Origin of the sequence: Streptomyces sp. NPDC006655 (assembly GCF_040703965.1) — a bacterium.
In the GTDB taxonomy this organism is placed as follows: Bacteria; Actinomycetota; Actinomycetes; order Streptomycetales; family Streptomycetaceae; genus Streptomyces.
The window spans coordinates 22,623-47,577 of sequence record NZ_JBEYJU010000068.1; the positions used below are offsets into that span (position 1 = coordinate 22,623).

A 24,955-nucleotide genomic window follows, 5' to 3' on the forward strand; every position below is an offset into this window, starting at 1 on the left:
CTGGGGTGCGGGCCGGTGGGGGCTGGTCGCGCAGTTCCTCCCCCAGCCTCCGGCCGGGGGTACCCCCAGCGCCCCTAAAGGGGCGCTCCGGCTGGGGCGGCTTCGATCAGTCCCTCGCCGGTTCCACCGAACTGACATCCGTCGGCTGGCCGTCCAGCTTGGCCACCAGGCCCGTGACCTGGCGGGCGATGGCGGGGGCCGTCAGGCCGATCTCCGCCATGATCTCGGGGCGGGAGGCGTGGTCCAGGAAGCGGGGCGGGATGCCGAAGTCGCGGAGCGGGACGTCCACGCCCGCGTCGCGCAGGGCCTGGGCGATGCTGGAGCCGACGCCGCCGACACGGACGTTGTCCTCCACGGTGACGACCACCCGGTGCCGCTCGGCCAGCGGGGCCATCGCCTCGTCCACCGGCTTCACCCAGCGGGGGTCCACCACCGTGGTGGAGATGCCCTGCTTGTCGAGGAGGCCGGCGATCTCCAGGCACATCGGCGCGAGGGCGCCCACGGAGACCAGGAGGACGTCCGGGGTGTCGGTGCCCGGCTCGCGCAGCACGTCCATGCCGCCCACGGTGCCCACGGCGGGTACGGCGGGGCCGACGGCGCCCTTGGAGAAGCGGACGACGGTCGGGGCGTCGTCGACCTCGACGGCCTCGCGCAGCTGGGCGCGGACCTGGTCGGCGTCGCGCGGGGCGGCGAGCCTGAGGCCGGGGACGACCTGGAGGATCGACATGTCCCACATGCCGTTGTGGGAGGCGCCGTCGGTCCCGGTGACGCCGGCCCGGTCCAGGACGAAGGTCACCCCGCAGCGGTGCAGGGCCACGTCCATCAGGACCTGGTCGAAGGCGCGGTTGAGGAAGGTGGCGTACACGGCGAAGACCGGGTGCAGGCCCGCGGTGGCGAGGCCGGCGGCGGAGACGGCGCCGTGCTGTTCCGCGATGCCGACGTCGTAGATCCGCTCCGGGAAGGTGTCCGCGAACTTCTTCAGGCCGACCGGCTGGAGCATGGCCGCCGTGATGGCGACGATGTCCGCGCGTTCCTTGCCGAGCTCGACCATCTCGTCGCCGAAGACGGAGGTCCAGTCGGCGCCGGAGGCCTTGACCGGCAGACCGGTGTCGGGGTGGATGGGGCCGATGCCGTGGAAGCGGTCGGCCTCGTCCTGGAGGGCGGGCTGGTAGCCGCGCCCCTTCTCGGTGAGGCAGTGCACGATCACCGGGCCGCCGAACCGCTTGGCGCGGGCCAGGGCCGACTCCAGGGCCTCGATGTCGTGGCCGTCGATGGGGCCGACGTACTTCAGGCCGAGGTCCTCGAACATGCCCTGCGGGGCGATGAAGTCCTTGAGCCCCTTCTTGGCACCGTGCAGGGTGTCGTAGAGCGGCCTGCCGACGACCGGGGTGCGCTCCAGGAGGTCCTTGCCGCGGGCCAGGAAGCGCTCGTAGCCGTCGGTGGTGCGCAGGGTGGCCAGGTGGTTGGCGAGGCCGCCGATGGTCGGGGCGTACGAGCGCTCGTTGTCGTTGACGACGATGACCAGCGGGCGGTCCTTGGCGTCGGCGATGTTGTTCAGCGCCTCCCAGGCCATACCGCCGGTGAGGGCGCCGTCACCGATCACGGCGACCACGTGGCTGTCGCGTTCGAGCAGCTGGTTGCCCTTGGCGATGCCGTCGGCCCAGCCGAGCACCGTGGAGGCGTGGCTGTTCTCGATGACGTCGTGCTCGGACTCGGCCTGCGAGGGGTAGCCGGACAGGCCGCCCTTCTGCTTGAGCCTGGAGAAGTCCTGGCGGCCGGTGAGCAGCTTGTGCACGTAGGACTGGTGGCCGGTGTCCCAGAGCACCTTGTCCTTCGGCGACTCGAAGACGCGGTGCAGGGCGATGGTGAGCTCGACCACGCCCAGGTTGGGACCGAGGTGTCCGCCGGTCTTGGAGACCGCGTCCACGAGGAAGCTCCGGATCTCCTCCGCCAGCTGGACCAGCTCCTCGGTGCTGAGCCGGTCCAGATCGCGCGGTCCCCTGATACGGGTCAGCAGCGGCACCCGTGCCTCCTTGCAGTAGAGCTGATCGAGCTGTTGCCGGGCTCGTCGAGTCTAATGTTCCGCCCGGGCGGCCGACGCGCGGGCTGTACGTCATACGTCACGCGAACGGCAGTACCCATCGAAGGGGTTCCTGAGACACAGCTGTGGCCCGGCACCTGAACGGTGCCGGGCCACTTGTCCTACCTAGGGGGCGCTGGGGGTACCCCCGGCCGGAGGCTGGGGGAGGAACTGCGCGACCAGCCACTACGGACCGGCACCCGCGTCACCACCGCACCCCCGCGGCGCTCACGCGCTATCCGCGTCCGGCCGCCTTCTGGCTCTTGCGGGAGACGGAGTCGATGACGACCGCGCCCAGCAGGACCCCACCGGTGATCATGTACTGGATCGACGTGTTCATGTTCAGCAGGTCGAGGCCGGTCTGGATGGACTGGATGACCAGCATGCCCAGGAGGGCCGACCACACCGAACCACGGCCGCCGAACAGCGACGTACCACCGATGACCGCCGCCGCGATGGCGAGCATCAGCGTGTTGCCGCCACCGGCGTTGAGCGTCGCGCTCGCCGTCTGACCGGCGAAGAACATGCCGCCGATCGCCGCGAAGCCACCGGAGATCGCGAAGACCGTGATGCGGACCAGCGGCACGCTGATACCCGCACGACGGGCCGCCTCGATGCCGCCGCCGACCGCGAAGACCTTGCGGCCGAACGTCGTACGACGCAGCACGAAGTCCACGATCACCAGGGAGGCGAGGAAGATCACCAGCGCGTTGGAGACACCGGCCGCGCTGTTCAGGACGGCCGCGGCCACGAAGGACGCGATCGCGAGCAGGGCGACGCGGACGACGATCTCGCTGGTGGGCCGGAACGGCACACCGGCGGCCCGGCGCCGGCGCTGCTCGTTGAACTGGCCCAGGGCCGACAGGACGACACCGAGGCCGGCCAGCAGGTAGGCGCCGATGATGGCCTGGTCCATGAAGAAGGAGGACTGGCCGAGGATGTGCACCGGACCGGAGTCGGCCGGGATGTTGATCGTGCCGCTGTCGCCGAGCAGCCACAGCATCAGGCCGTTCCAGCCGAGGAAGCCGGCCAGGGTGACCACGAACGCCGGCACGCCGATCCTGGCGAAGAACCAGCCGTGCAGCGCGCCGATGCCGACACCGGTGATGATCGTGAGGATCAGGGCGAGCCACTGGTTCATCCCGTGGTTGACCACGAAGACGGCGAACACGGTGGAGGCCAGGCCGCTGACCGAACCGACGGACAGGTCGATCTCGCCGAGCAGCAGCACGAACACCAGGCCGATGGCGAGCATGCCGGTGGCCGAGAGGAAGTAGCTGATGTTGGAGAGGTTGTCCGCGCTGAGGAACAGGCTGTTCTTCAGCTGGAAGATCGTCCAGATGATGATCAGGCCGATGACCACCGGCAGCGAGCCCAGCTCGCCGCCCTTCACCTTGCGCTTGAACTCGGTGAGGTAGCCCTTGAGGCCCTCTTCACGGACCAGCAGCCGCGGGTCGACGACCGCGACACCCGCGGCCGTGGGGTCCTCGGCGGGTGCGGCGACCGTGGCGGTGGCCGCGGCGGCGTCGGCGGCCGCGCTCTTCTCGACCTTGGGCGACTCGTCGCCCTGCACGGTCTTGTTGGATGTCTCGCTCACTTTGCCGCCTCCGTGGTGCGACGCTCCGCACGACGGGTCACGGCGTTGTCCGTGGCACCCGTGATCGCGGCGATGATCTCTTCGTGGCTGGTGCTCTTCACGGGGAAGGAGCCGTTGTTCTTGCCCAGGCGCAGCACGGCGACGGTGTCGGCGACCGCCTTGACGTCGGCCATGTTGTGGCTGATGAGGATGACGCCGAGGTCGCGCTCGCGCAGCCGCTCGACGAGGTCGAGGACCTGCGCGGTCTGCTCGACACCGAGGGCCGCGGTGGGCTCGTCGAGGATGACGACCTTGGGGTCGCCGATCAGGGCGCGGGCGATGGCCACGACCTGGCGCTGACCGCCGGAGAGGCTGGCGATCGGGATCCGCACGCTCGGGATCCGGATGGAGAGCGTGGACAGCAGCTCGCGGGCCTGCTTCTCCATCGTCACCTCGTCGATGACGCCGCGGTGCAGCAGCTCACGGCCGAGGAAGAGGTTGCCGACCACGTCGAGGTTGTCGCAGAGCGCGAGGTCCTGGTAGACCGTCGCGACGCCGAGCCCCTGGGCGTCGTGCGGCTTGTTGATGCTGACCGGGTTGCCCTCCCACTCGATGACGCCCTCATCGATGGGATGCACACCCGCGATCGTCTTGACCAGGGTCGACTTTCCTGCGCCGTTGTCGCCCACCAGGGCGACCACTTCTCCGGCGTGGACCTCCAGTTCGACGTCGGTGAGTGCCTGCACCGCACCGAACCTCTTGGAGACTCCGCGCAACGCCAGCACGGGCGTAGCGGACACGTGAACCATCTCCTTCGCCGCCTGACCGGCGGGGATGCCGCGCTTGCTGATCAGGCGCGGAGGGACGTGCGGCAGCCCGGGAGTTCCCCGGGCGGACGCACGTGGTTTACAAGATGAACATGCGCGAATCCGCGGCACTTGGCAACGGGTCCGTCCGACGCCCGCTCCGGCAGCGGGGTATGAAGGCCGGAGCGGGCGTCGGAGGAGTTTCGCGAGACCGCCGGACGGGGCGCCCCGCTCGCGCGGGGGCATCGCTCGTCGGGCGGCCGGGGCCCGGGTGTCGTACTGCGATCACCCGGGCGCTGGCGGCCGGAGCCCGGGGGCTCCGGGGCGCGGCTACTGAAGGCCGGCGGCCTTGCAGGCCTTGGCGAACTCGGCGGTGCAGATGTCCGAGACGGTGTACAGACCGTCCTTGATCACCGTGTCCTTGATGTTGGCCTTGGTGACCGACACCGGGGTCAGCAGCTGGGAGGGCACCTTGTTGCCGGAGCCGCTGGTCTGCGTGGTGGTGGCGAGCGAGGAGATGCTCTTGCCCTGGAGCAGGTCCACCGCGATCGTGGCGGCGGCGTCGGCCTCCGGCTTGAACGCCTTGTAGACGGTGGAGGACTGGGTGCCGGCGACGATGCGCTGGATACCCGCGAGCTCCGCGTCCTGACCGGTCAGCGGGATGCCGCTGATGCCGGCGCCCTTGAGAGTGGTGGCGATACCACCGGCCATGCCGTCGTTGGCGGAGTAGACGCCCGCGATGTTCTTGGCGCCCAGCTGGGTGATGGCCGCCTTCACCTTCTGCGCGGCGACGGTGTCCTTCCACAGGCCGGACTGCTCGTAGGCGATGTCGACCTTGCCGTCCAGGGCCTGGTGGGCGCCCTTCTTGAACTGGCCGGCGTTCGGGTCGGCGTCGTCACCGTTGATCATGACGATCTTCGACTTGGTGGTCGCCTTGGAGCCGAGGGCGTCCAGCAGGGCCTGGCCCTGGAGCTGGCCGACCTTGACGTTGTCGAAGGAGACGTAGGCGGAGACGTTGCCCTGCGCGAGGCGGTCGTACGCGACGACCTTGATGCCCTTGGCCACGGCGGCGTCGATGGAGGACTTGATGGCCGCGGAGTCCTGGGCGGAGATCACGATGACCTTCACACCCTTGGTGACCATGCTGCTGACCTGCTGGGCCTGCTTGGCCGCGTCACCCGCAGCGTTCGCGTACTCGACCTTGCAGTCGGCACACAGCGAGCTGACCTGCGCCTCGAAGTACGGCTTGTCGAACTTCTCGTAGCGCGCGGTCACGCTGTCGGGGAGCAGCAGGCCGATGGTCTTGCTCCCACCGGAGGAGCTGCTGCTCGACGAGTCGCTCTTCTTGTCATCGCCGGCCTTGCCACAGGCGGCGAGCGACAGCGCCATGGAAACCGCGGCGGTGCCGATGACGACTCTACGCATCGTTGCGTTCATTTGAGGGGTGCCTCCCTGACAGGGCCGCAACGCTGCGGCCGAGGTGGCTCGAAGTCAACTCGGCCGCAAGTTCGACGTCAAGAAGTAAATACTTAACGAGATGGCAACGGCGCCATTCGTTCTCTAAGTGAAGGCAGGTGCAACAGCGGGTGACGACCCATCCAAAAGGGTCGAATCGCCCATCTCGCTGAGCGCGAGAGCGAGCGCCCCGAGCACCTCGGCGCGGCCGCCGAGGGCCCCTGGGAGCACCGAGAGCTGGCGGGCCGCGCTGGGGATCGCGTAGCGGCCCACGGACTCCCTGATGGGCCCGAGAACCAGCTCTCCGGCCTCGGCGAGGTCGCCGCCGAGGACCACCCGGCTCGGGTTCAGCAGGTTGCAGAGGTTGGCCACGCCGCTGCCGATGTGGCGGCCCACGTCGCCGATCACCCGACGACAGCCCGGGTCGCCGTCCCTGGCCAGCCGCACGACGCCCTCCATGGTCAGCGCGGTGCCGTGACTGGGCTGGAGCAGCGGCAGCACGTAGCGGGCCGACGCGAAGGTCTCCAGGCAGCCGCGGTTGCCGCAGCGGCAGACCGGACCGGCTTCATCGAGCGTAATATGTCCGATTTCTCCGGCGGTACCACCGGGCCCCCGGTAGATCTTCCCGTTGATCACCAGACCGGCGCCGACACCGCTGGCGACCTTGATGTAAGCAAGGTCACGGACGCCCTTGCCGCTGCCCCAGACCAGTTCGCCGAGGGCACCGAGGTTGGCGTCGTTGTCCACGTGCACGGGGACGCCGAGGCGCAGTCTGAGCTCCTCGGCGGGTCTCGCGCCGATCCAGCCGGGCAGGATGGCACTGGAGCCGAGGGTGCCGGACTCGACGTCGATCGGGCCGGGCACGCCGACCCCCACTCCGGCGATCTTCGAGCGGTCCACGCCGGTCGCCGAGACCAGGCGGTTGACCAGCTCTTCGGCGCGGTCGAAGCCCTGGCTGGACGACGCGTCCACGTCGAGCGGCTCGGACTCCTCGGCCAGCACCTGGTGGGCGAGGTTGCCGATCGCGACGCGCAGGTGGGTGTGGCCGAAGTCGATCCCTATGACGATGCCCGCATCACCGCTGAGACTCACGCTGCGGGCCCGGCGGCCGCCCGCCGACGTGGGCGTGACCTCGACCGTTCCGCCGTCCTTGAGCTCGCGCACGATGTTGGAGACCGTCGCCGCCGACAGGCCGGTCGTGCGCGCGATCTCCGCCTGCGTGAGCGATCCGGCCAGTCGTACGGCCCGTACGACCCGTTCCAGGTTGGCTCGGTGCAGCGACGACTGCGACCCCGGAGTCTCCATCGACCCATCCACTCCTGCCATCGGAGGCGGCCACGGCGCCGCCAAGGTGACCCAGGTCACATCTACGGAACCGGGCCACTTACAAGTTATGAACTCCAAGCTCTTCTGAACGGGTTACCGCCGTCAAGTCCTTGAGAGAAATCGTTTGCGGTTCGGGGGTTGCCTGGGGGACATGCGACGGACATGTCTAGGCCATTGGGCAGCAGGTCGGAGAGGGGGTCGCGGGGTGCGCCCGGTGGGGCCGTGCGGGTGCGTCGTGGCTGGTCGCGCAGTTCCCCGCGCCCCTTTCGGGTCGCGAACCCTCGGCCTATTTCAAAGCTCCCGCCGTCAGTCCCGCCACCACCTGGCGCTGGAAGACGATGTAGGCCGCGAGCACCGGGAGCATCGCCATCACCAGGCCCGCGAAGAGGCCGGACCAGTCGCCCTTGTAGCCCTGGCTGACCGCCAGCTGGACCAGGCCCTGGGTGAGGACGTGTTTGTCCGGGTCCGTGTTGAGGACCGTCGGGAGCATGTACTGGTTCCACTGACCGAGGAAGTTGAAGATCCCGACACTGATCAGGCCGGGCTTCGCCATCGGCAGCATGATCTGGAAGAAGGTGCGGGTGTGCGAGGCGCCGTCGACGAAGGCGGCCTCGGCCACCGAGGTGGGCAGGGTGCGGAAGAAGGCCGTGAGGAAGAACACCGTGAACGGCAGCGAGTACGCGATGTAGACCAGGATCAGCCCGTGGATCGTGTTCAGCAGGCCCAGGTTGTTCACGACGTAGAACAGCGGGACCAGCGCCAGCATGATCGGGAAGCTCATGCCGCCGATGAACAGGTAGTAGATGAAGCGGTTGCCCGGGAAGTCGAAGCGGGCGAGGACATAGGCGGCCATCGAGCCGAGGACCAGAGTCCCGATGAGCGAGCCGCCCACCACCAGGACGGTGTTCAGGAAGTAGTCGCTCATGTTGGCCTGGGTCCACGCCCGCGACCAGTTGTCGAAGTGCAGCCTGTCGGGCAGCGCCCACGGCGAGCTGAAAATCGACCTGTCGTCCTTGAACGACGTCATCACCGCCCACAGCAGCGGCGTGACCACCATGACCGCCCAGATGACCAGGATGCCGTGCGAGAAGACGTTGAGGACGCCGCCCTCGCGCCTCGTACCGGACGGCGCCGGTTCGGGGATGTCGGCCTTCGTGACGGTGACATCGGTCTCGGTCGTCGTCATCGCTTTCAGTACTCCAGCCGCTCGCGACGGCCCAGCCGCATCACGATCGCCGCGAAGGCGAGGGTGACGACCAGCAGGGCGACGCCGATGGTGGTGGCGTAGGCGGCCTGACCGTCCCGGAACGCCTTCTGGTACACGTACAGGACCAACACGGTCGTCGAGTAGTCGGGGCCGCCCGGTCCGGTCGTCATGATCTGCACGACCGCGAACGACTCGGCGCCGAGCGCGAGGATGCCCATGTACACCCAGCCCGACTGCACGGTGTCCCACAGCAGCGGCAGGGTGAGGCGGAAGAACGTGGTGGCGCGGCCGGCGCCGTCGAGCAGGGCGGCCTCGTAGAGATCGGTGGGGATGGACGCCATGCCCGCCGAGAAGAGGACCACGAAGAACCCGACCGTCGACCAGACCAGTACGGCCATCACGCACCACAGGGCGAGGCTCGGGTCGCCGAGCCACAGAGGCTGGACGTCGTCCAGACCGATTCCGCGCAGGAGTGAATTGATCGCGCCGCTGTCCGGGTTGTACGCGAAGGCGAACAGCAGCGAGACGATCGCGATGGAGAGCACCTGCGGGAAGAAATAGACGATCTTGTAGAAGGAGGAGCCGCGGACCCCGGAGACGACCGGGCCGCCGCGCCTTTTCCGGCCGCCGACATTGATCATGAAGGCGAAGAACAGCGCGAGGCCGATCGTCACCAGCGGCAGCACGACCGCGAACATCAAGCTGTGCTGCAAGGACTTCCAGAAGATCTCGTCGTGGAGCATCCTCCGGTAATTGTCCAGGCCGACCATCTTGAACTCGGGGCTGAGGCCGGTCCAGTCCGTGAACGAGTAGTAGATGGACTGGACGAAAGGCCACACCACGAAGAGCGCGTACAGTCCGAGGGGCAACGCCAGAAACCCCACGATGAACCGGTACTTGCCGTGCTGCATCGCCACTCCGGTGCCGTCGGGATCCGCGATTACTGGTGCTTGTAGTGCTTGATCGAGGTGTCCTTGGCGGCCTCGTCGGCAAAGCCCTGGATCTTCTTGACGGCCTCGGCCGGGGTGAGCCGGCCGGCCATCATCTCGCCGAGGCCGGCGACCCCGATCTTCTCCTTCTGGAGCTGCACGTACCAGTCCTGGAGCCGCGGGTTCACCACGTTCGACCCGGCCAGCTTCAGCGCGGCGACACCGGAGGTGAGACCCGGGGTGAGACTGATGCCGTCGGTGCCGCCGTTGTACGCGGTGAGCGACTTCACCTTGGTCGTGAAGTTCTTGGACGAGGCCTCGCTGAGCATGATGCGCAGCTGCTCCATGCCGCCCTCGGCGTTCTTCGCCTTGGCTGGGACGATGAACGGCTCGCCGCCGGAGGCCCAGATGGTGCCGAACGGCATCTTGTCGTTCTTGTCGATGCCGGTGGGCGCCGAGACGGCGAGATCGAAGTCGGAGGGGATGACGTTCGCCGACTCGTTCTCCACCCAGGAGCCGTTCGGGATGAACAGCGCCTTGCCCTGCGCCCAGGCGGTCTGTGACTGGATGTGGTCGAGTCCCGGGGTGCCCTTGAGGATGTAGCCCTTCTGGTAGAGCTCGTAGTAGGCCTCGAAACACGCCTTGACGGCCGGGTGTTTCCAGGCGTTCGGCTCCAGGTTGTCGATCGCGTTCAGGACCTCCACGCCGCCGACCTTGCCGATCATCGGGTACAGCGAGAAGGGGAGGTAGTACGGGTACTTGCCCGCGTAGGTCCAGCCGGCCATGCCCTTCTTCTTGGCCTTCTCGCAGACGGCGAGCATCTGGTCCCAGGTCTGCGGGTACTCCGCGTCGAGGGAGTGCAGGGCCTTCTGGGAGTACCAGACGCCGTAGACCGTGTAGGCGTAGTACATGATCCAGACCGGGTCGCCGTCGAACTGGCCCATCTCGACGATGCCGGGGCGCAGCGTGTCACGGACCTTCTTGTTCGGGTCGTCGTACGACGGCGCGTCGAGCAGCGGGGTGAGGTCGGCCAGCTGGTTCTTGCCGACCAGCACGCCCATGTCCATCTGCTCGGCGCCGGAGTTGTCGATGAGGTCCGGCGGGGTCCCCTGGTTGAAACGGGGCTGGAGGGTGGACTGGATCTTCTGGGTGGCGGAGAACTTGACGTGGGCCTTCGGGAAGTCGTTCTGGTAGATCTTCACCGCGTCCTGGGCGTATTCCTTGCCGAAACCGCCGTCGAAGAGGACGAATTCCAGCTGCGCGCTCTCGTTGACGCCCAGCGGGTTCTTCGCCGTCTTCTTGCCCGCCTTGTCCTTGGACTGGCCGCCACCGCCGCTGCTCGCGCAGGCGGAGAGGAATCCGACGGTGGGGACGGACAGCAGGCCGAGTGCGGCGGACCGCTTGATCAGATCGCGGCGGCCGACACCTTCGGCACCGTTCTTCGGTGTGGCACCGGAACCGTGGTGTGCTGCGGAAGTGGATCCCATGCTCAAGTCCTCGCCTTCTCCAGGACTCAGGCGGTGAACCGGATCCTCCCCGGCACCGCGGTCGGGTCGTGCTGGGTCGTGCAGGAAGTCGTGCGGGAAACGCCGACAGGTATAGTCCACTTTCCGTCAGCGGGGCAAGATCGAGTGCAGGGTTGGCCGCGGGTCTTTTCCTAGTTGAGACCTGTCGGAAATATGAGCGACCCGGGTACGCCTTGCCGGAAAAAGAACCGACATAGCCCCCTGAATGCCGCAGCCAACACCCTTGACATCACGGGCCACTTGGCCACCTACTGGTTCCTGCGCCACCCAGCTGACAACGTTGTCTCACGTGGCAGGGAGGGTATCCGTTTTGATGCAGCGGACAACGCAGCGAAGAACAGGACACAGATCCGGTACGGCGGTCGTGATCACGGCCGCCGTCGTCATGGCACTGGGTTCCCAGGGGGCCGCGGTCGCCCTGCCCGCCAAGGCACCGGTCGCCGCCACCCGGTTCGCGTCCTCGTTCGAGCCTGGCGATCCGGCACCCGACTGGACGGACACCGTCGACACCGACCCGGCCGGCGCCCCGCGCGCCTCGGGTGTCGACGGCGGCTACAGCACCGGCATCCCCGGCAACGTCACCGACCATGTGACCGACGTGCGGGCCGACGGCGAGAACACCGGCGCGGGCGAGGTGAAGGAGAACCTGGTCGACGGCGAGCCGGGCACCAAGTGGCTCACCTTCGCGCCGACCGGCTGGGTGGAGTTCGACTTCGACAAGCCCGTCAAGCTCGTGACGTACGCCCTCACCTCGGCGAACGACTACGACGAACGCGACCCCAAGGACTGGACCCTTGAGGGCTCGACCGACGGCAAGGACTGGAAGACCCTCGACACCCGGACCGACGAGTCCTTCTCCGAGCGGTTCCAGACCAGGTCGTACGACCTCTCCGCACCGGCCGAGTACCGGCACTTCCGACTCGACGTCACGAGGAACAACGGCGCGCCCGACATCCTCCAGATCGCCGACGTCCAGTTCTCCACGGGCGGCAGCGGCGGCCCGGTGCCCGAGGACATGCTCTCGCTGGTCGACCACGGCCCGAGCGGCTCCCCCACCGCCAAGGCACGGGCCGGCTTCACCGGCACCCACGCCCTGCGCTACGCCGGCCGGCACACCGCGACCGGCCGCGCGTACTCGTACAACAAGGTCTTCGACGTGAACGTGAAGGTCGCCCGCGACACCCGGCTGTCGTACCGGATCTTCCCGTCGATGGCCGACGGCGACCGCGACTACGACGCGACCAACGTCTCCGTGGACCTGGCCTTCACCGACGGCACCTACCTCAGCGGCCTCGGGGCGACGGACGAGCACGGGTTCGCGCTCACCCCGCGCGGGCAGGGCGCGTCCAAGGCGCTGTACGTCAACCAGTGGAACGCCGTCTCGTCGGCGATCGGTTCGGTGGCGGCGGGCCGGACGGTCGACCGGATCCTGGTGGGGTACGACTCCCCCGCGGGGCCGGCCAAGTTCCGCGGCTGGATCGACGACGTGTCCCTGGCGCCGGTGGCCCCCGAGAAGCCGAAGGCGCACCTGTCCGACTACGCGCTGACCACCCGCGGCACCAACTCCAGCGGCAGCTTCTCCCGCGGCAACGACTTCCCGGCGACGGCGCTGCCGCACGGCTTCAACTTCTGGACGCCGGTGACCAACGCCTCCTCGCTGAGCTGGCTGTACGAATACTCCCGGGCGAACGACGACGCGAACCTGCCGACGATCCAGGCGTTCAGCGCCAGCCACGAGCCGAGCCCCTGGATGGGCGACCGGCAGACCTTCCAGGTGATGCCCTCGGCCGCGGCCGGCGCCCCGGACACCGGCCGCGAGGCGCGCGCACTGGCCTTCCGGCACGACGACGAGACCGCCCGGCCGTACTACTACGGGGTGCGGTTCGAGAACGGCCTGAAGGCCGAGATGGCACCGACCGACCACGCGGCCGCCCTGCGCTTCACCTACCCGGGCGACGACGCGAGCGTGGTCTTCGACAACGTGACCGAGCAGGCGGGCCTGACCCTCGACAAGGAGCACGGCACCGTCACCGGCTACTCGGACGTCAAGTCGGGTCTTTCGACGGGCGCGACACGGCTGTTCGTGTACGGCGTCTTCGACAGGCCGGTGACGGGCGGCGACTCCAGCGGCGTGAAGGGCTACCTGCGCTTCGACGCGGGCGCCGACCGCACCGTGACGCTCCGCCTGGCCACCTCGCTCATCAGCGTCGACCAGGCGAAGGACAACCTGCGCCAGGAGATCCCGGACGGCACCTCCTTCGACACGGTGAAGGCCCGCGCCCAGCGGGTCTGGGACCGGCTGCTCGGCAAGGTCGAGGTGGAGGGCGCCACGGCCGACCAGCTGACCACCCTCTACTCCAGCATGTACCGGCTGTACCTGTACCCCAACTCCGGCTTCGAGAAGGTCGGTTCGACGTACCAGTACGCATCGCCGTTCTCCCCGATGACGAGCCAGGACACCCCGACGCACACCGGCGCGAAGGTCGTGGACGGCAAGGTGTACGTCAACAACGGCTTCTGGGACACGTACCGGACGACATGGCCGGCGTACTCGCTGCTGACGCCCGGTCAGGCGGGAGAGATGGTCGACGGTTTCGTCCAGCAGTACAAGGACGGCGGCTGGACCTCCCGCTGGTCCTCGCCCGGGTACGCCGACCTGATGACCGGCACCTCCTCGGACGTGGCGTTCGCGGACGCCTACGTCAAGGGCGTGCGCTTCGACGCGAAGGCGGCGTACGAGGCGGCGGTGAAGAACGCGACGGTCGTGCCGCCCTCCCCCGGCGTGGGCCGCAAGGGCATGTCGACCTCCCCCTTCCTCGGCTACACCAGCGACGACACCCGCGAGGGCCTCTCCTGGGCGATGGAGGGGTACGTCAACGACTACGGCATCGCCGAGATGGGCAAGGCCCTGTTCGCGAAGACCGGCGAGAAGCGGTACGCGGAGGAGTCGGACTACTTCCTCAACCGGGCCCGGGACTACGTGAACCTCTTCGACGCCAAGGCCGGTTTCTTCCAGGGCAAGGACGCCCAGGGCAGATGGCGGGTGGACGCGTCGTCGTACGACCCGCGCGTGTGGGGCTACGACTACACCGAGACCAACGGCTGGGGTTACGCCTTCACCGCCCCGCAGGACAGCCGGGGCCTCGCCAACCTGTACGGCGGCCGGGCCGGTCTCGCCGACAAGCTCGACGAGTTCTTCGCGACGCCGGAGACGGCCTCCCCCGACTTCGTCGGCTCCTACGGCGGGGTCATCCACGAGATGACCGAGGCCCGGGACGTCCGGATGGGCATGTACGGCCACTCCAACCAGGTCGCCCACCACGTCATCTACATGTACGACGCGGCCGGTGAGCCCTGGAAGGCGCAGGCCTACGTCCGGGAGGCGCTCTCCCGGCTCTACCTGGGCAGCGAGATCGGCCAGGGCTACCACGGCGACGAGGACAACGGCGAGCAGTCGGCCTGGTACCTCTTCTCCGCCCTCGGCTTCTACCCGCTGGTCATGGGCAGCGGCGACTACACCATCGGCTCCCCGCTGTTCAGGAAGGCGACGGTGCACCTGGAGAACGGCCGCGACCTGGTGATCCGCGCGCCGCGCAACAGCGCCACGAACGTCTACGTGCAGGGCGTCCGCGTCAACGGCCGCCCGTGGACATCGACCTCGCTGCCGCACGCGCTCGTCGCCAGGGGCGGGGTCGTCGACTTCGCGATGGGCCCGAAGCCGTCGGCCTGGGGCACGGGCCGGAACGCCGGACCGGTCTCGATCACCCAGGACGACAGGGTCCCGGCACCGCGCTCGGACGTCCTGGAACCCCGGGGCGCCCTGTTCGACAACACGTCGGCGACCCAGGAGACGGTGAGGTCGGTGGACCTGCCGGTGCCGGGGCCGGTCAAGGGCGTCCAGTACACGCTCACCTCGCCGTCGGACCACACGAGGGCGCCGACGGGCTGGACCCTCCAGGGGTCGGCGGACGGGACCAGCTGGCGCACCCTGGACCGGCGTTCGGGTCAGTCCTTCGACTGGGACCTGCAGACGAGGGCGTTCACCGTCCAGAAGCCCGGGGCCTATGCGCACTACCGGCTCGTCCTGGACGGCGAAGCGACCCTGGCGGAGGTGGAGTTGCTCGCCTGAGGCGGTGCCCGCCCGCTTCGGGCGGACCCGGCGCCCGGTGGGAACCGGGCACCGGCGTCCGCCCGGAGCGGGTCGCGCACGTCGACCGGCCGCCCGGAGCGGGTCGCGCACGTCGACCGGCCGCCCAGAGCGGGTCGCGCACGTCGACCGGCCTGACAGGGCGGGCCGGTCGCACTGTCCCCGCCGGTCAGGAGACGGACGTGGGGCGGGAGCGGTCCGGCCCGTCGGCGGGTTCCGGTCCGCCGCGATGGGAGCGCTCCCACCCCACTTCCCGTGAAGCTAGCGCGGACCGGGGCGGGTGTAAACGGTGTGGACGGGGTGCACCGTTTCGGGGACGTGGGAAACAGCCCGGCGTCCCAGCGGCATCCCAGCGACATCCCGGCGGCTCCGCGACGCCGCAGGTCGGAAGGCCGTCGTCATCCCACCCTCCCAAGTGGCCGAAACCGCTTGGCGGGGCGCGGGAGACACCGACAGCCTCTTGCCGCCAGCCCACCGGGCCGCCGGGCCGCTTGGCACCGGGCCACCAGGCCGCTTGGCACCGGGCCACCGGGCCGCCGGGCCAACCGGCCACCAGGCCCACCGGCCCACCGGCCCACCAGGCCACCGAGTCGCCTGGCCGCCGGGCCACCACACCGCGGCGAGGGACGGCACCTCGCCCGAACACACGGGAGAATTCATGAACAAGCGCGGGATCACCGCCGTCGCCGCCGGTCTCGCGGCCGTCGCCCTGGGGTTCACCCCGGGCACGGCCGCCGCCGCCGACAACCAGCCGCTCAGCGCCAGCACCACGGGCGCGTCCGTCTCGCTGACCGTCGACTGGACCGGTTCCGAGTCGTTCACCCTGCGCAACGTGAAACTGAGCGACACCTCCTGTGACGCCCACCCGGTGTACTTCTACGTCACCGCGCCGGGCTTCCAGTTCCCGAACCACTGGAACTCCAGCGGCTGCGGCACCACCAGCACCTGGAGCAGCCTGTCCGGCAGCCTGGTGGGCGGTATCCACAGCCTCGGGGTGACGGTCTGCCGCGACACGACCTTCGACAACTGCAGCTCGTCCGGCCTGTCGATCAACCCCTACGACTGAGACCCGGGCGGCAGGAGGGCGCCCACGGATTCCGTGGGCGCCCTCCTCATCCCCAGGGACCGTCCGGCAGATCATGCCTCAGACGCGGGGTCTGGCGCGCCCTCCCCCACTGCCCTAAAGGCGTGGGGGGACCCCCAGCGGCGTCGTCGGCGGTCGCCGACGTCCCCCAGCCTCCGGCCGGGATGTGCCCCCACCGCGTCGCCCGCCGCGGCAGCGGCTGATCGGCCACGGCTCCTCCGCCTTGCCATCGGACGCACCAGACCCCGCTCACCTCGGCCGATGCGTCGCCCCTGCTTTCCCGCGGCTTGATCCGCCGGACAGCCCCCAGGCCGGCGCGGTCCGGGCCCGCAGCGGCGCGTCGGCGGGCGGGAGCCGGGCGCTGGGGAGTTCGACGGTGAACTCCGTGTGGCCCGGCGTGCTCCGCACGTCGATGCGGCCGCCGTGGGCCGTCGTGATCGCGGCGACGATCGCCAGGCCCAGCCCCGAGCCGCCCTCCAGGCCCCCCGCGCGGGTGCGGGAGGTGTCGGCCCGGGTGAAGCGTTCGAAGACGGTCGGGAGCAGGTCCGGCGGGATGCCGGGGCCGTCGTCGCGGACCCGGATCACGGCGGTGTCGGGGGTGGTCTCGACCGTTGCGGTCACGGTCGTGCCCGCGGGGGTGTGGATCCGTGCGTTGGCCAGCAGGTTCGCCGCCACCTGCCGCAACCGGGCCTCGTCGCCCAGCACCAGGGCCGAGCCGTCCGGGTCGAGTTCGAGCTGCCAGACGTGGTCGGCGCCGGCCGCCCGCGCGTCCCACACCGCCTCCGCGACCAGCGCGGCCAGGTCCACCTCGGCGGACTGCAACGGGTGGCCCTCGTCGAGGCGGGCCAGCAGCAGGAGGCCCTCCACCAGGCTGCGCATGCGCGCCGACTCGGCGTTGACCCGGCGCCAGGCCAGACCGGCCTCGATGCGGTCCGTGCCGCGGTCCATCAACTCGGCGTACCCGGCGATCGAGGCGAGCGGGGTGCGCAGTTCGTGGCTCGCGTCGGCCAGGAACCGGCGCATCCGCTCCTCACCCCGTCTGGTCTCGGCCTGGAACGCCTCGACGTGGTCGATCATGCGGTTGAGGGCGGCACCGACCTGGCCGGCCTCGCTGCCCGGATCGGTGTCCCGTTCGGGCACCCGGGTCAGGGCGGCGGACTGGCCCCGGCCGAGGGGCGCGTGGGTGACCTCGGCGGCGGTGGCGGCGACCCTGCCGAGGGGGCGCAGCTGCCGTCGTATCACCACCGCGCACACGATGCCCGCGGCGGTGAGGCCGACGGCGGTGACCGCGATCTCGACCTCCACCAGGCCGTCGATCATGTCCCGTACGTCGTCCATGGGCAGGCCGGTCAGGACCCGGATGCCGTCGGCGTCCAGCGCGGCGACCCGGTAGGTGCCGAGGCCGGGGACCGTGCGGGTGCGGGGCGCGCCGTCGGGGGCGACACCCTGGAGGGCGGCCCTCTGGGCGCTGGTGAGCGGCTGCGGGGACGCGTCCTGGCCGATGACGGCCGCGCTCAGGATGTCGCCCTTGGCGTCGGTGCGGGCGGCGAGCATGCCCGCCGGCCGGCCGCGCTCGCGCAGGAAGGTCAGGTCGCGGGTCAGCTCCGGGTGCGGGGCGGCGTCGGCCGCGTTGCGTTCGACCGCGTCACCGACCCGGTCGTCCAGGTCGCCCATCAGGTAGGCGCGTTGGGCGAGGGCGGTGGCCAGGGCGGTGGCGGCGCAGACGCAGACCAGGACGGCGGTGACCAGGACGAGCAGGCGGGTGCGCAGCGACCGGCTCCGTGGCCTGGCCGCCGCCTGCCGGCCGCTCGGCCGGGTGGTCATCTGCCGTCCTCCACGGGCCGGTGCACGTGACCGAACCCGTGCGCGGTGCGGCTCCTCGGGACCCGGCCGCGGTCGGTCCTGCGGCGCGGGACGGGGATGGGGGCCTCGACGAGGCCGCCGCCGCTGTCGGACGACGCGCTGCGGGCGGTGGGGATCGGAGCGGGCGGCTTCGGTGTCCCGTCACGTGGTCCGCGGGGCGCCCGCACCTGGAGGCCGCCGGGACCGGGCTGGTCGTCGGCGGCCAGGACGCGGTCTCGGAATCGGCCGGTTCGGGACCCTGTGGTGGCGGACATGTACCGAGTCTGTGCCGGTTGGCTGGGGGAACCCTGTGTTCCGGCTGGGCTTTGGCGATGTCACGTGCGGGCGATAGGCGCAGGGCAGGACCGGCGACGGCGGGGAACGCGGCAGGGCCGCGCCCCCGTCGACCGGAGTACGTGGGCTGTTTCAATCCGCCAGGGACCATCGCGCCGGCAGAATCGCTGCCGGCGCCGACGACGCGCTGGCGGCGTACACCTCATGACCGGCCACTGGTTCCTGCCGCCGGACGCGTGGACCGCGCCGGATTCCCGTGCCCTCCTGCGTGGCCGGCCGGTGCGGCGGCGGTGTGGTCGGGCGGCTGGGGCCGGGCGTGTGCTGCTGTCAGCGGGTGGTGAGCATGCCCTCGCGCAGCCGGGCCAGGCAGCGGGTGAGGAGTCGGGAGACGTGCATCTGGGAGACGCCGAGGCGTTCGCCGATCTGGGCCTGGGTGAGTTCTTCCACGAAGCGCATGTGGATGATCTGCCGGTCGCGTTCGTCGAGTGCGGCGATCATCGGGGCGAGGGCGTGGAAGTCCTCGACGAGTTCGAGGGCCTGGTCGTCGGTGCCGATGAAGTCGGCCAGGGCCGTCTCGCCGTCCTCGCTGCCGCTGATGGCGGCGTCCAGGGAGGAGGAGTTGTAGCCGTTGGAGGCCAGGCGGGCCTCACGGACCTCGTCCTCGGACAGGCTCATCAGCTCCGACAGCTCCTTCACCGTCGGGTCCCGGTCCAAGCGGCTGCGGAGTTCCTCGGTGGCGCGGGCGAGCTGGACGCGCGCCTCCTGGAGGCGGCGCGGCACGTGGACGGCCCAGGTGGTGTCGCGGAAGAACCGCTTGATCTCGCCGACGATGTAGGGGATGGCGAAGGAGGTGAACTCCACCTCCCGGGTGAGCTCGAACCGGTCGATCGCCTTGATCAGGCCGATCATGCCGACCTGGACGATGTCCTCCATCTCCTCCGGACCGCGGCTGCGGAACCGCCCCGCCGCGAAGCGCACCAGGGACATGTTCATCTCGATCAGCGTGTTGCGCGCGTACTGGTACTCCGAGGTGCCCTCCTCCAGCACCGCCAGCTGGTCGAAGAACAACCGCGACAGCTGCCGGGCGTCCTTCGGCGCCACCTGGGAGGGGTCGGCAACCTCCGGCAGACCACTTGCCTTCGTACCCGTCTTCGCCGCAGCCACTGTCGTCATGACGCTTCCCTCCCCTGTTCCTGCACGCTGCCGGCCCGCCACGGACCGACGACAGCCCGCCTACCCCGGCATCCGCAGGTCATGCGCACACAACTTCAGCAGGCCGACGAGTCGGGGTGCGCTGCCGGATGTCGGCTCAGCCCGAACAGCGCGTCGCACCCCGTGATCTCCAGCACCCGGATGAGGGACGGCGCCCGCAGGCCTGTCAGGGCGAACAGCGTCCCCGCCTGCACGGCCAGTTCCCTCATCGTCATCAGAGCCCTGACTCCCGCCCCGTCGCAGAACGACACCGCGGACAGGTCCACCACCAGACGGACAGGCTGCTGTTCAAGGCACTCGCGGACAACCGCGACCAGCTCGTCGCCGGTGAAGGTGTCCAGCTCGCCGAAGACCCCCACCGAGTGCACCCCGCTGTCGCGGGCGACCAGGGTCGTGATCCCTCCAGCACCATTCATCTGCAGCCTCCCTCGGCAGCAGTGACACGAACAGTCAGGGCGCCGCCCGCCGGGCGGCGGGCTGTCGGATACGGATGGGTGCCGGGCGAGCACATGGGCGGCCGGCCGTCGCACCGGGTGGTCCCGGTGGGGATTGCGGTGATGGGAGCATGCCTGTCCATCACCCCCGCCTGCCCAGGCAGACGGATCGCTGTCAGCCACCGACGTTAGCGACGACCGTGACATGTGTCTCTGAAAATCCTGGTCAAGCCGACCCAGTGGACCTGCAACGGGCAGGGCGACCAACGGTTCCTGTTCGTGCGGGCCTCCGACGGCTACGGCGAACTGCGCGCCCGGCACTCAGGCCAGGACGTGGCGGTCGCGGGCAATTCCAGGACGGCCGGCACCCCGGACATCGCGTGCAGCAGCCCCGCAGAAATGAGGAGGCGCAGGGTTCCACTGCTGCTTCTGCGGGGCCGGTGCATCCCCCACGTACCCTCTGATGCACCCGGTACGCCCCGATCTGTCCGCTCTGTCTGAGCGGGTATGCACGTATTGCATGACGTGGGCCCGGCCTTCCCGGCCGGGCCCACGTCATATTCCGCTACGGCAGCGCTCCTCACGCTGAGGACCTGGGTCTACCAGCGGTACCAGCGACCCCTGCGGCCTGCGCCGTCCGCGGACCGGACGACGAAGCCCAGGGCCCACACGATCAGCACGATCACCGCGATCCACCACAGCGCCTTCAGCGCGAAGCCCGCACCGAAGAGGATCAGAGCCAGCAGAAGAACCAGAAGCAGGGGAACCATCGTTATCAACCTCCTGGCCACCGAATGCCCTTACTCCGCACCTACAAGCACACAAATCATGAGTTTTTTCCGCGAGATGAAGGGAATATGCGCGCGCCATGCCCGATTCCCCCTCTCCGGCAGCTGATACACCACGGTCATGTGGCTTCGTGCACCTTCGGTGACAGGCGTTTGTCGCCCAGCTCGAGCGGCGGCCTGCGTCAGTGATCTGGGCCTGCGGTCCGTGCGGAGCAGTCGTGTCGGGCGCCGGGCAGGCCCATGACGTTCAGCACGGGTTCCTCGCCCTCGGGGATCTCGAAGGTGAAGTTCGCTCCGGACGCGATCGCCGTGAGCGAGCACTGGTTGCCGAAGGTCAGCGCGGCATGCGGCTCCCAGGAACAACCGGCCCTGTCCAAGGCGGACACGACGTCCGCGTGCTTGAGCCCTGCCGGGAAGGTGGCCGTCCCGCCGACACCCAGCGAAGGGAGTTCGACGACGTCACGCCAGGTCTGGACGCAGATGAGGGAAACCTTGCGGCAGCGGCAGACACTCAGCTCGAGGTCCCCGTAGGCGAAGAGCCGCGGCCACCTTCTGTCCCGGCTCATTGTTCCGATGTCCCACGGCTCGCCGAGTGCTGCGGTCACGTCGTTCCAGTCGACTCCGCTGAACACCGGGCCCAGTCGACCTGTCTTCGCCATGCTGGTCAGGACATCGAGAATTTCCACGAGGCGGAGCCTGACAGTGCCCTGATCAGCAGTCCAGCGAATTCAGGGGTCAGGCCGCTGCCGGTTCTTCCGGACGCTCTCACGCAGAGAGCCGCAGCTGGACCGCCGACCGCGCGGCGCACACCCCCGCGTCCGCGCATCCTGATCCACCCAGCACGCCCGAACCCGCCGCCGGGAAGCCGGCGCTCTCGTCGCAGCGCACCGCGCGGATCCTCTTCGTGGCCTTCGTGAGCGGGAGCGGCGTCGGCGTGCTGAAACCTGACCGACTGACCCGCGGGCACGGCCGTCAGCGGGGCGCTGAACTCGTGGACAGGGCCGCCGCGCCACTCCACCCACTGCGGGCCGGTCAGGCAGGCTGGGTCTGTGCCGTGGCTGGGGCAGGCGGTCGCGTGCGGCTGCGCAGCCGCACGGTCGCCGCGCACACGCAGCCGGCCAGGACGCCGATGACGAGGGCCGCGGACACGCCTGATCCCAGGGAGACGTAGTAGAGCAGGGGTCCGGCGGTGGTGCCCTGGTAGGAGAGCAGCGAGGTCCAGATTTCACTCACCTCGACGCCGAGGGTGGTGGCGGCGACGGCGCCGAGCGCGCAGGCGGGGTAGGTGACGCGGTCGAGCAGGACGGGCAGCAGCCGCAGCCCCCACCAGACCAGGACGAGCAGTGCCACGTCGCCGAGCCGGTACAGCAGCCAGTGCCCGAAGGTGGAGCTGGTGGGCATGGTCCAGGCACTGAGCTGGATCCACTGCCGCAGCAGGTCACCGGGCTCGGACAGCCGCCCCCCGCCGTCGAACGCGGTCTGGATGTGCCCGGCTACCCGGTCGTTGGAGAGCACGACGAGGGCAAAAGCGACCACGGCGGTGCCCAGGGTCGCGGCAAGCCGTGCGGTGGCCGTGGTCGGCACGGCCGGGCGCGGTTCCGACGCCGCCTCGCTCCGCAGCAGTGCCATGAGACCTGTGGCCGCCGCCGCGGCCACCAAGGCGGCGCCCACCGGGAGTTCGCGGCCCTGAGACATGAAGCTCGCGAGGTGGGGCAGCAGCCGGAAGGCCGCCGATCCGCCGGAAGCGACCATCCAGGGCGCGGAGACAGCGACGGCGAGCATGGCCGCGACGATGCCCCATCCCCACAGGGCCGCCACGCAGACCGCGGTGCGCCCGGCGCCGCGGCCCGAGAGCCGGCGCAGCAGCGGCAGCGCGCCACAGGCGAAGAGGAGGACGAGTGCGGCGTACCGCACCCCCATGGCGGTCTGCCACAGAGCCGCGTAGTCCGCGCCGTGACCGGCCGCGCCGGCGGGATCGGTGAACTGGTTCGAGGACGGGAGACCGGTCGACCACGGCATCGTCCACGTGACCAGTTGGTTCGCCTGGTCGGGGCCGAGGAACCGTGTGGCGCCGGGCAGACTGAGTGCGTGAGCGCTGGAGCCGGCCCACCAGAGCAGTCCAGCCAGCAGCAACGCCCCGAAGAGCGCCGGCCCGAACACACGCCGATACGTCATCCTGTGTTCCCACCCTCTACCCGCTCCTGCGGGTCCCCCGCTTCCGCCGCCGTTCGACGGAGCATGACAACGGCGACAGATGTATCAGACACCGAAGGCAAGGTCAGCCTGCTACGCGGGATTTGAGTACGGGTACTCACGTGTACTCATGCGTACTCACTGCCGCCGCCGCAGCTTCCCTGAGAGTGCGTTCGAGGGCGGCGAGCAGGTCGAGCAGGTCGAGCAGGGTCTCGTTTTCGTCGGCCTCGGCACCGGTCAGCGCGAATGCGAGAAGAAACGGCTGGGGCTGGCGCAGTACCCGTACTCGGCCCATCGGCCACGTCCAAGAGCGTTTGACAGGCTCGCGGGAGCGTCCGGCTTCTGGAGGTGTCGGTCGCCGGCACCCGGGCCACTCGCCGCAGCAACTCGGCGGCCTTGCGCAGCCACTTGTTGCAACCGGGCTGCTGCGCGGTGGCGAGGGAGGTCAACTCTGGGTAGTACGGCTCCTACTGCTCCTTGACGGAGGGCCGTCGCACCTCGAAGTGGAAGCATCCGTATTCCACTGCCCTGACGTGTACAAGCATCACGTCCGGATCGCCGAACGCATCGTCGAAGGCTGCGTCGAAGCCAGTCGTGGCGTCGGCCGGAATTCCCAGAAGGCGGCCGCCTGCGATATGGCCCCGGGCGTCGTAGCGGCGCACGGTACGCAGGGCTCCCGGCCGAGCGAAGGGGTAGTTCTCCCCGGGGGTGAACCCGCCGCAGTCATCGGCATGGATGAAGACGGGACCCTGTTCGTCGTACGCGCCCGGATCTGCACCCCGCGTGGCGGCCCAGCGACGCAACGGGGCGTACGAGACAAGGGCGATCCGCTCACCCAGCGTGATGGGGCGCAGACAGCAGCGCAGCGGAGAGCCCACGTCGTCGCCGGTCGCGACGTACGGGGCACAGGGACGACCCGCGTCGTCGACGACCCGCAGTTCCTTCACGACGGCTGCTTCGACGGGGAGCACGGTGTATCTGGTCATACGCCCATGCTGAAGCGACGCACGGGCGACTGCTGGCAGGAAACGGACGTCACGTTGGTGCCCGCGAGGCACGCCCCCTTCAAGAGTTTCAAGGTCGGCGCGCATTGCCGACCGCAGCGCGCCTCGACACGACCCTCACGCCTTCTCGGCATCTCGCTGTTCGGGTCGCATGCGCTCATGTGAATGGAGTGCGCAAGAAAGGACCCAGGACGGATCCAGGACGCATGCAGGACAGGTGAAGGATGCGCGTTCGTAGCGTTTCCTGTGGGGCTGTCAGCCGGTGCTGGCAGGCCGCGATCCCAGCCAACTCACCAAGGGGGAAGCCTGCATGAAGCTGCACGCCCGTACACGGGCCGGCGCCACCGCGCTGGCACTCGCAGTCGCCGCGAGCGGTCTGACCATGGCAATCACCGGCCCCGCTGCCGCCGCCTCGTGCGGAAAGTCCCAACTCGGTCCGACCCGCAACATCTGGAGTGGCGGTCACACCATCGGCTATTTCTCCCTCGACTGGAATTCGTGTGATCGCACCGCCTACACGGAGGCGCATATCACCAATACGAATTGGACCGGCTCGCACGGCTACATCAACGTCTTCAACTCCTCCAGGGGCTCCTTCGCGCTCGGTCCGAAGTCTCCGACGATCGTTTTCGACGGGACCGCGTGGTGGGATTCGGGTTTCCTGCCGATCAACTCCTACCCGAGCACGGACCGGAACTACCTCGGCGACGTCCAGTTCACCGACAGCCACGGCAACCCCATCTGCACCGGTTACACCCCGACATGGAACTTCTCGGGGACGGGCGTCCAGAGCCAGGGCTCGGACATGTACTGCTAGGGCGTGTTCGGCGGCAGCACCACAGAAGCTGCGTCAGAGCCCCATCGGGGGCACCAGTTCCTGGCCGACATCCGCGGCGACGTCGGCAGCGGGTACGGACCGGTCACGGTCTGAGGAACCGATAAGGCGCGCGGCCGATGTCGCCGGCCGCGCGCTTCGGTGCGCTCAGGGTGCGCCGCCGCCGGCATTGCCGAGGTGAGTCTGCGCGCCGGGGTGGAGGTGACGGTCCTGGTCT

20 protein-coding genes are annotated in these 24,955 nt (G+C 69.5%); 3 read left to right on the plus strand and 17 right to left on the minus strand.

Annotation, left to right across the window (positions count from 1 at the left end):
- Positions 1-106: 106 nt before the first annotated feature.
- The 8 genes from dxs to ngcE all read right to left on the minus strand — a co-directional run bounded on the left by dxs (position 107) and on the right by ngcE (position 10,866).
- Positions 107-2,023: a 1-deoxy-D-xylulose-5-phosphate synthase gene (gene dxs / locus AB0958_RS31165; protein WP_366893816.1), complete on the minus strand. Its 1,917-nt coding sequence runs from the start codon at positions 2,021-2,023 to the stop codon at positions 107-109.
- A 292-nt stretch (positions 2,024-2,315) separates the two neighbouring features.
- Complete coding sequence (locus AB0958_RS31170) at positions 2,316-3,677, minus strand: sugar ABC transporter permease (protein ID WP_366893817.1); 1,362 nt, start codon at positions 3,675-3,677, stop codon at positions 2,316-2,318.
- Positions 3,674-4,465, minus strand: a complete 792-nt coding sequence (locus AB0958_RS31175; RefSeq protein ID WP_366893818.1) for an ATP-binding cassette domain-containing protein — start codon at positions 4,463-4,465, stop codon at positions 3,674-3,676. The genes AB0958_RS31170 and AB0958_RS31175 overlap by 4 nt, the downstream gene beginning before the upstream one ends.
- 327 nt (positions 4,466-4,792) lie before the next feature.
- Entirely contained in the window at positions 4,793-5,887 is a 1,095-nt protein-coding gene (locus tag AB0958_RS31180) for a substrate-binding domain-containing protein (RefSeq protein ID WP_366893819.1), read from the minus strand.
- A gap of 135 nt (positions 5,888-6,022) precedes the next feature.
- Positions 6,023-7,222, minus strand: a complete 1,200-nt coding sequence (locus tag AB0958_RS31185; protein WP_366893820.1) for an ROK family transcriptional regulator — start codon at positions 7,220-7,222, stop codon at positions 6,023-6,025.
- Positions 7,223-7,529: 307 nt separating this feature from the next.
- Positions 7,530-8,429, minus strand: a complete 900-nt coding sequence (locus tag AB0958_RS31190; protein ID WP_366893821.1) for a carbohydrate ABC transporter permease — start codon at positions 8,427-8,429, stop codon at positions 7,530-7,532.
- 5 nt (positions 8,430-8,434) lie between these two features.
- On the minus strand, positions 8,435-9,361 hold the full coding sequence (locus tag AB0958_RS31195) for a sugar ABC transporter permease (protein ID WP_366893822.1): 927 nt from the start codon (positions 9,359-9,361) through the stop codon (positions 8,435-8,437).
- 29 nt (positions 9,362-9,390) lie between these two features.
- Positions 9,391-10,866 carry an N-acetylglucosamine/diacetylchitobiose ABC transporter substrate-binding protein gene (gene ngcE / locus AB0958_RS31200; protein ID WP_366893823.1) on the minus strand — a complete coding sequence of 492 codons (1,476 nt, stop codon included), beginning with the start codon at positions 10,864-10,866 and terminating at the stop codon, positions 9,391-9,393.
- Positions 10,867-11,290: 424 nt separating this feature from the next.
- On the opposite strand from ngcE, the gene AB0958_RS31205 reads away from it, so the two are divergent.
- Together AB0958_RS31205 and AB0958_RS31210 are read left to right on the plus strand one after the other, a co-directional pair.
- Complete coding sequence (locus tag AB0958_RS31205; RefSeq protein ID WP_366893835.1) at positions 11,291-15,034, plus strand: GH92 family glycosyl hydrolase; 3,744 nt, start codon at positions 11,291-11,293, stop codon at positions 15,032-15,034.
- A gap of 676 nt (positions 15,035-15,710) precedes the next feature.
- Complete coding sequence (locus tag AB0958_RS31210; protein WP_132890153.1) at positions 15,711-16,118, plus strand: hypothetical protein; 408 nt, start codon at positions 15,711-15,713, stop codon at positions 16,116-16,118.
- A gap of 267 nt (positions 16,119-16,385) precedes the next feature.
- On the opposite strand, the gene AB0958_RS31215 is transcribed toward AB0958_RS31210, so the two are convergent.
- The 9 genes from AB0958_RS31215 to AB0958_RS31255 all read right to left on the minus strand — a co-directional run bounded on the left by AB0958_RS31215 (position 16,386) and on the right by AB0958_RS31255 (position 23,885).
- Entirely contained in the window at positions 16,386-17,960 is a 1,575-nt protein-coding gene (locus AB0958_RS31215; RefSeq protein ID WP_366893824.1) for an ATP-binding protein, read from the minus strand.
- A complete protein-coding gene (locus tag AB0958_RS31220) occupies positions 17,957-18,253 on the minus strand; it encodes a hypothetical protein (protein ID WP_366893825.1) in 297 nt (98 codons plus the stop codon). Before AB0958_RS31220 ends, AB0958_RS31215 begins: the two co-directional genes overlap by 4 nt.
- A 346-nt stretch (positions 18,254-18,599) precedes the next feature.
- Positions 18,600-19,445 carry an RNA polymerase sigma factor SigF gene (locus AB0958_RS31225; RefSeq protein WP_366893826.1) on the minus strand — a complete coding sequence of 282 codons (846 nt, stop codon included), beginning with the start codon at positions 19,443-19,445 and terminating at the stop codon, positions 18,600-18,602.
- 95 nt (positions 19,446-19,540) lie between these two features.
- On the minus strand, positions 19,541-19,900 hold the full coding sequence (locus AB0958_RS31230) for an STAS domain-containing protein (protein WP_366893827.1): 360 nt from the start codon (positions 19,898-19,900) through the stop codon (positions 19,541-19,543).
- Positions 19,901-20,517: 617 nt separating this feature from the next.
- The gene (locus AB0958_RS31235) at positions 20,518-20,688 is read right to left on the minus strand and encodes a hydrophobic protein (RefSeq protein ID WP_366893828.1); all 171 of its coding nucleotides are present in this window, start codon (positions 20,686-20,688) and stop codon (positions 20,518-20,520) included.
- Between the two features lie 200 nt (positions 20,689-20,888).
- A complete protein-coding gene (locus tag AB0958_RS31240; protein ID WP_366893829.1) occupies positions 20,889-21,365 on the minus strand; it encodes a hypothetical protein in 477 nt (158 codons plus the stop codon).
- A 373-nt stretch (positions 21,366-21,738) separates the two neighbouring features.
- A complete protein-coding gene (locus AB0958_RS31245; RefSeq protein ID WP_366893830.1) occupies positions 21,739-22,881 on the minus strand; it encodes a hypothetical protein in 1,143 nt (380 codons plus the stop codon).
- 136 nt (positions 22,882-23,017) lie between these two features.
- Positions 23,018-23,194: a hypothetical protein gene (locus AB0958_RS31250; RefSeq protein WP_366893831.1), complete on the minus strand. Its 177-nt coding sequence runs from the start codon at positions 23,192-23,194 to the stop codon at positions 23,018-23,020.
- Between the two features lie 172 nt (positions 23,195-23,366).
- A complete protein-coding gene (locus tag AB0958_RS31255) occupies positions 23,367-23,885 on the minus strand; it encodes a DUF1203 domain-containing protein (protein ID WP_366893832.1) in 519 nt (172 codons plus the stop codon).
- 328 nt (positions 23,886-24,213) lie between these two features.
- Here AB0958_RS31255 and AB0958_RS31260 point away from each other — a divergent pair, with 328 nt between their 5' ends.
- Positions 24,214-24,720, plus strand: a complete 507-nt coding sequence (locus AB0958_RS31260) for a hypothetical protein (protein WP_366893833.1) — start codon at positions 24,214-24,216, stop codon at positions 24,718-24,720.
- The last annotated feature ends 235 nt before the right edge of the window (positions 24,721-24,955 follow it).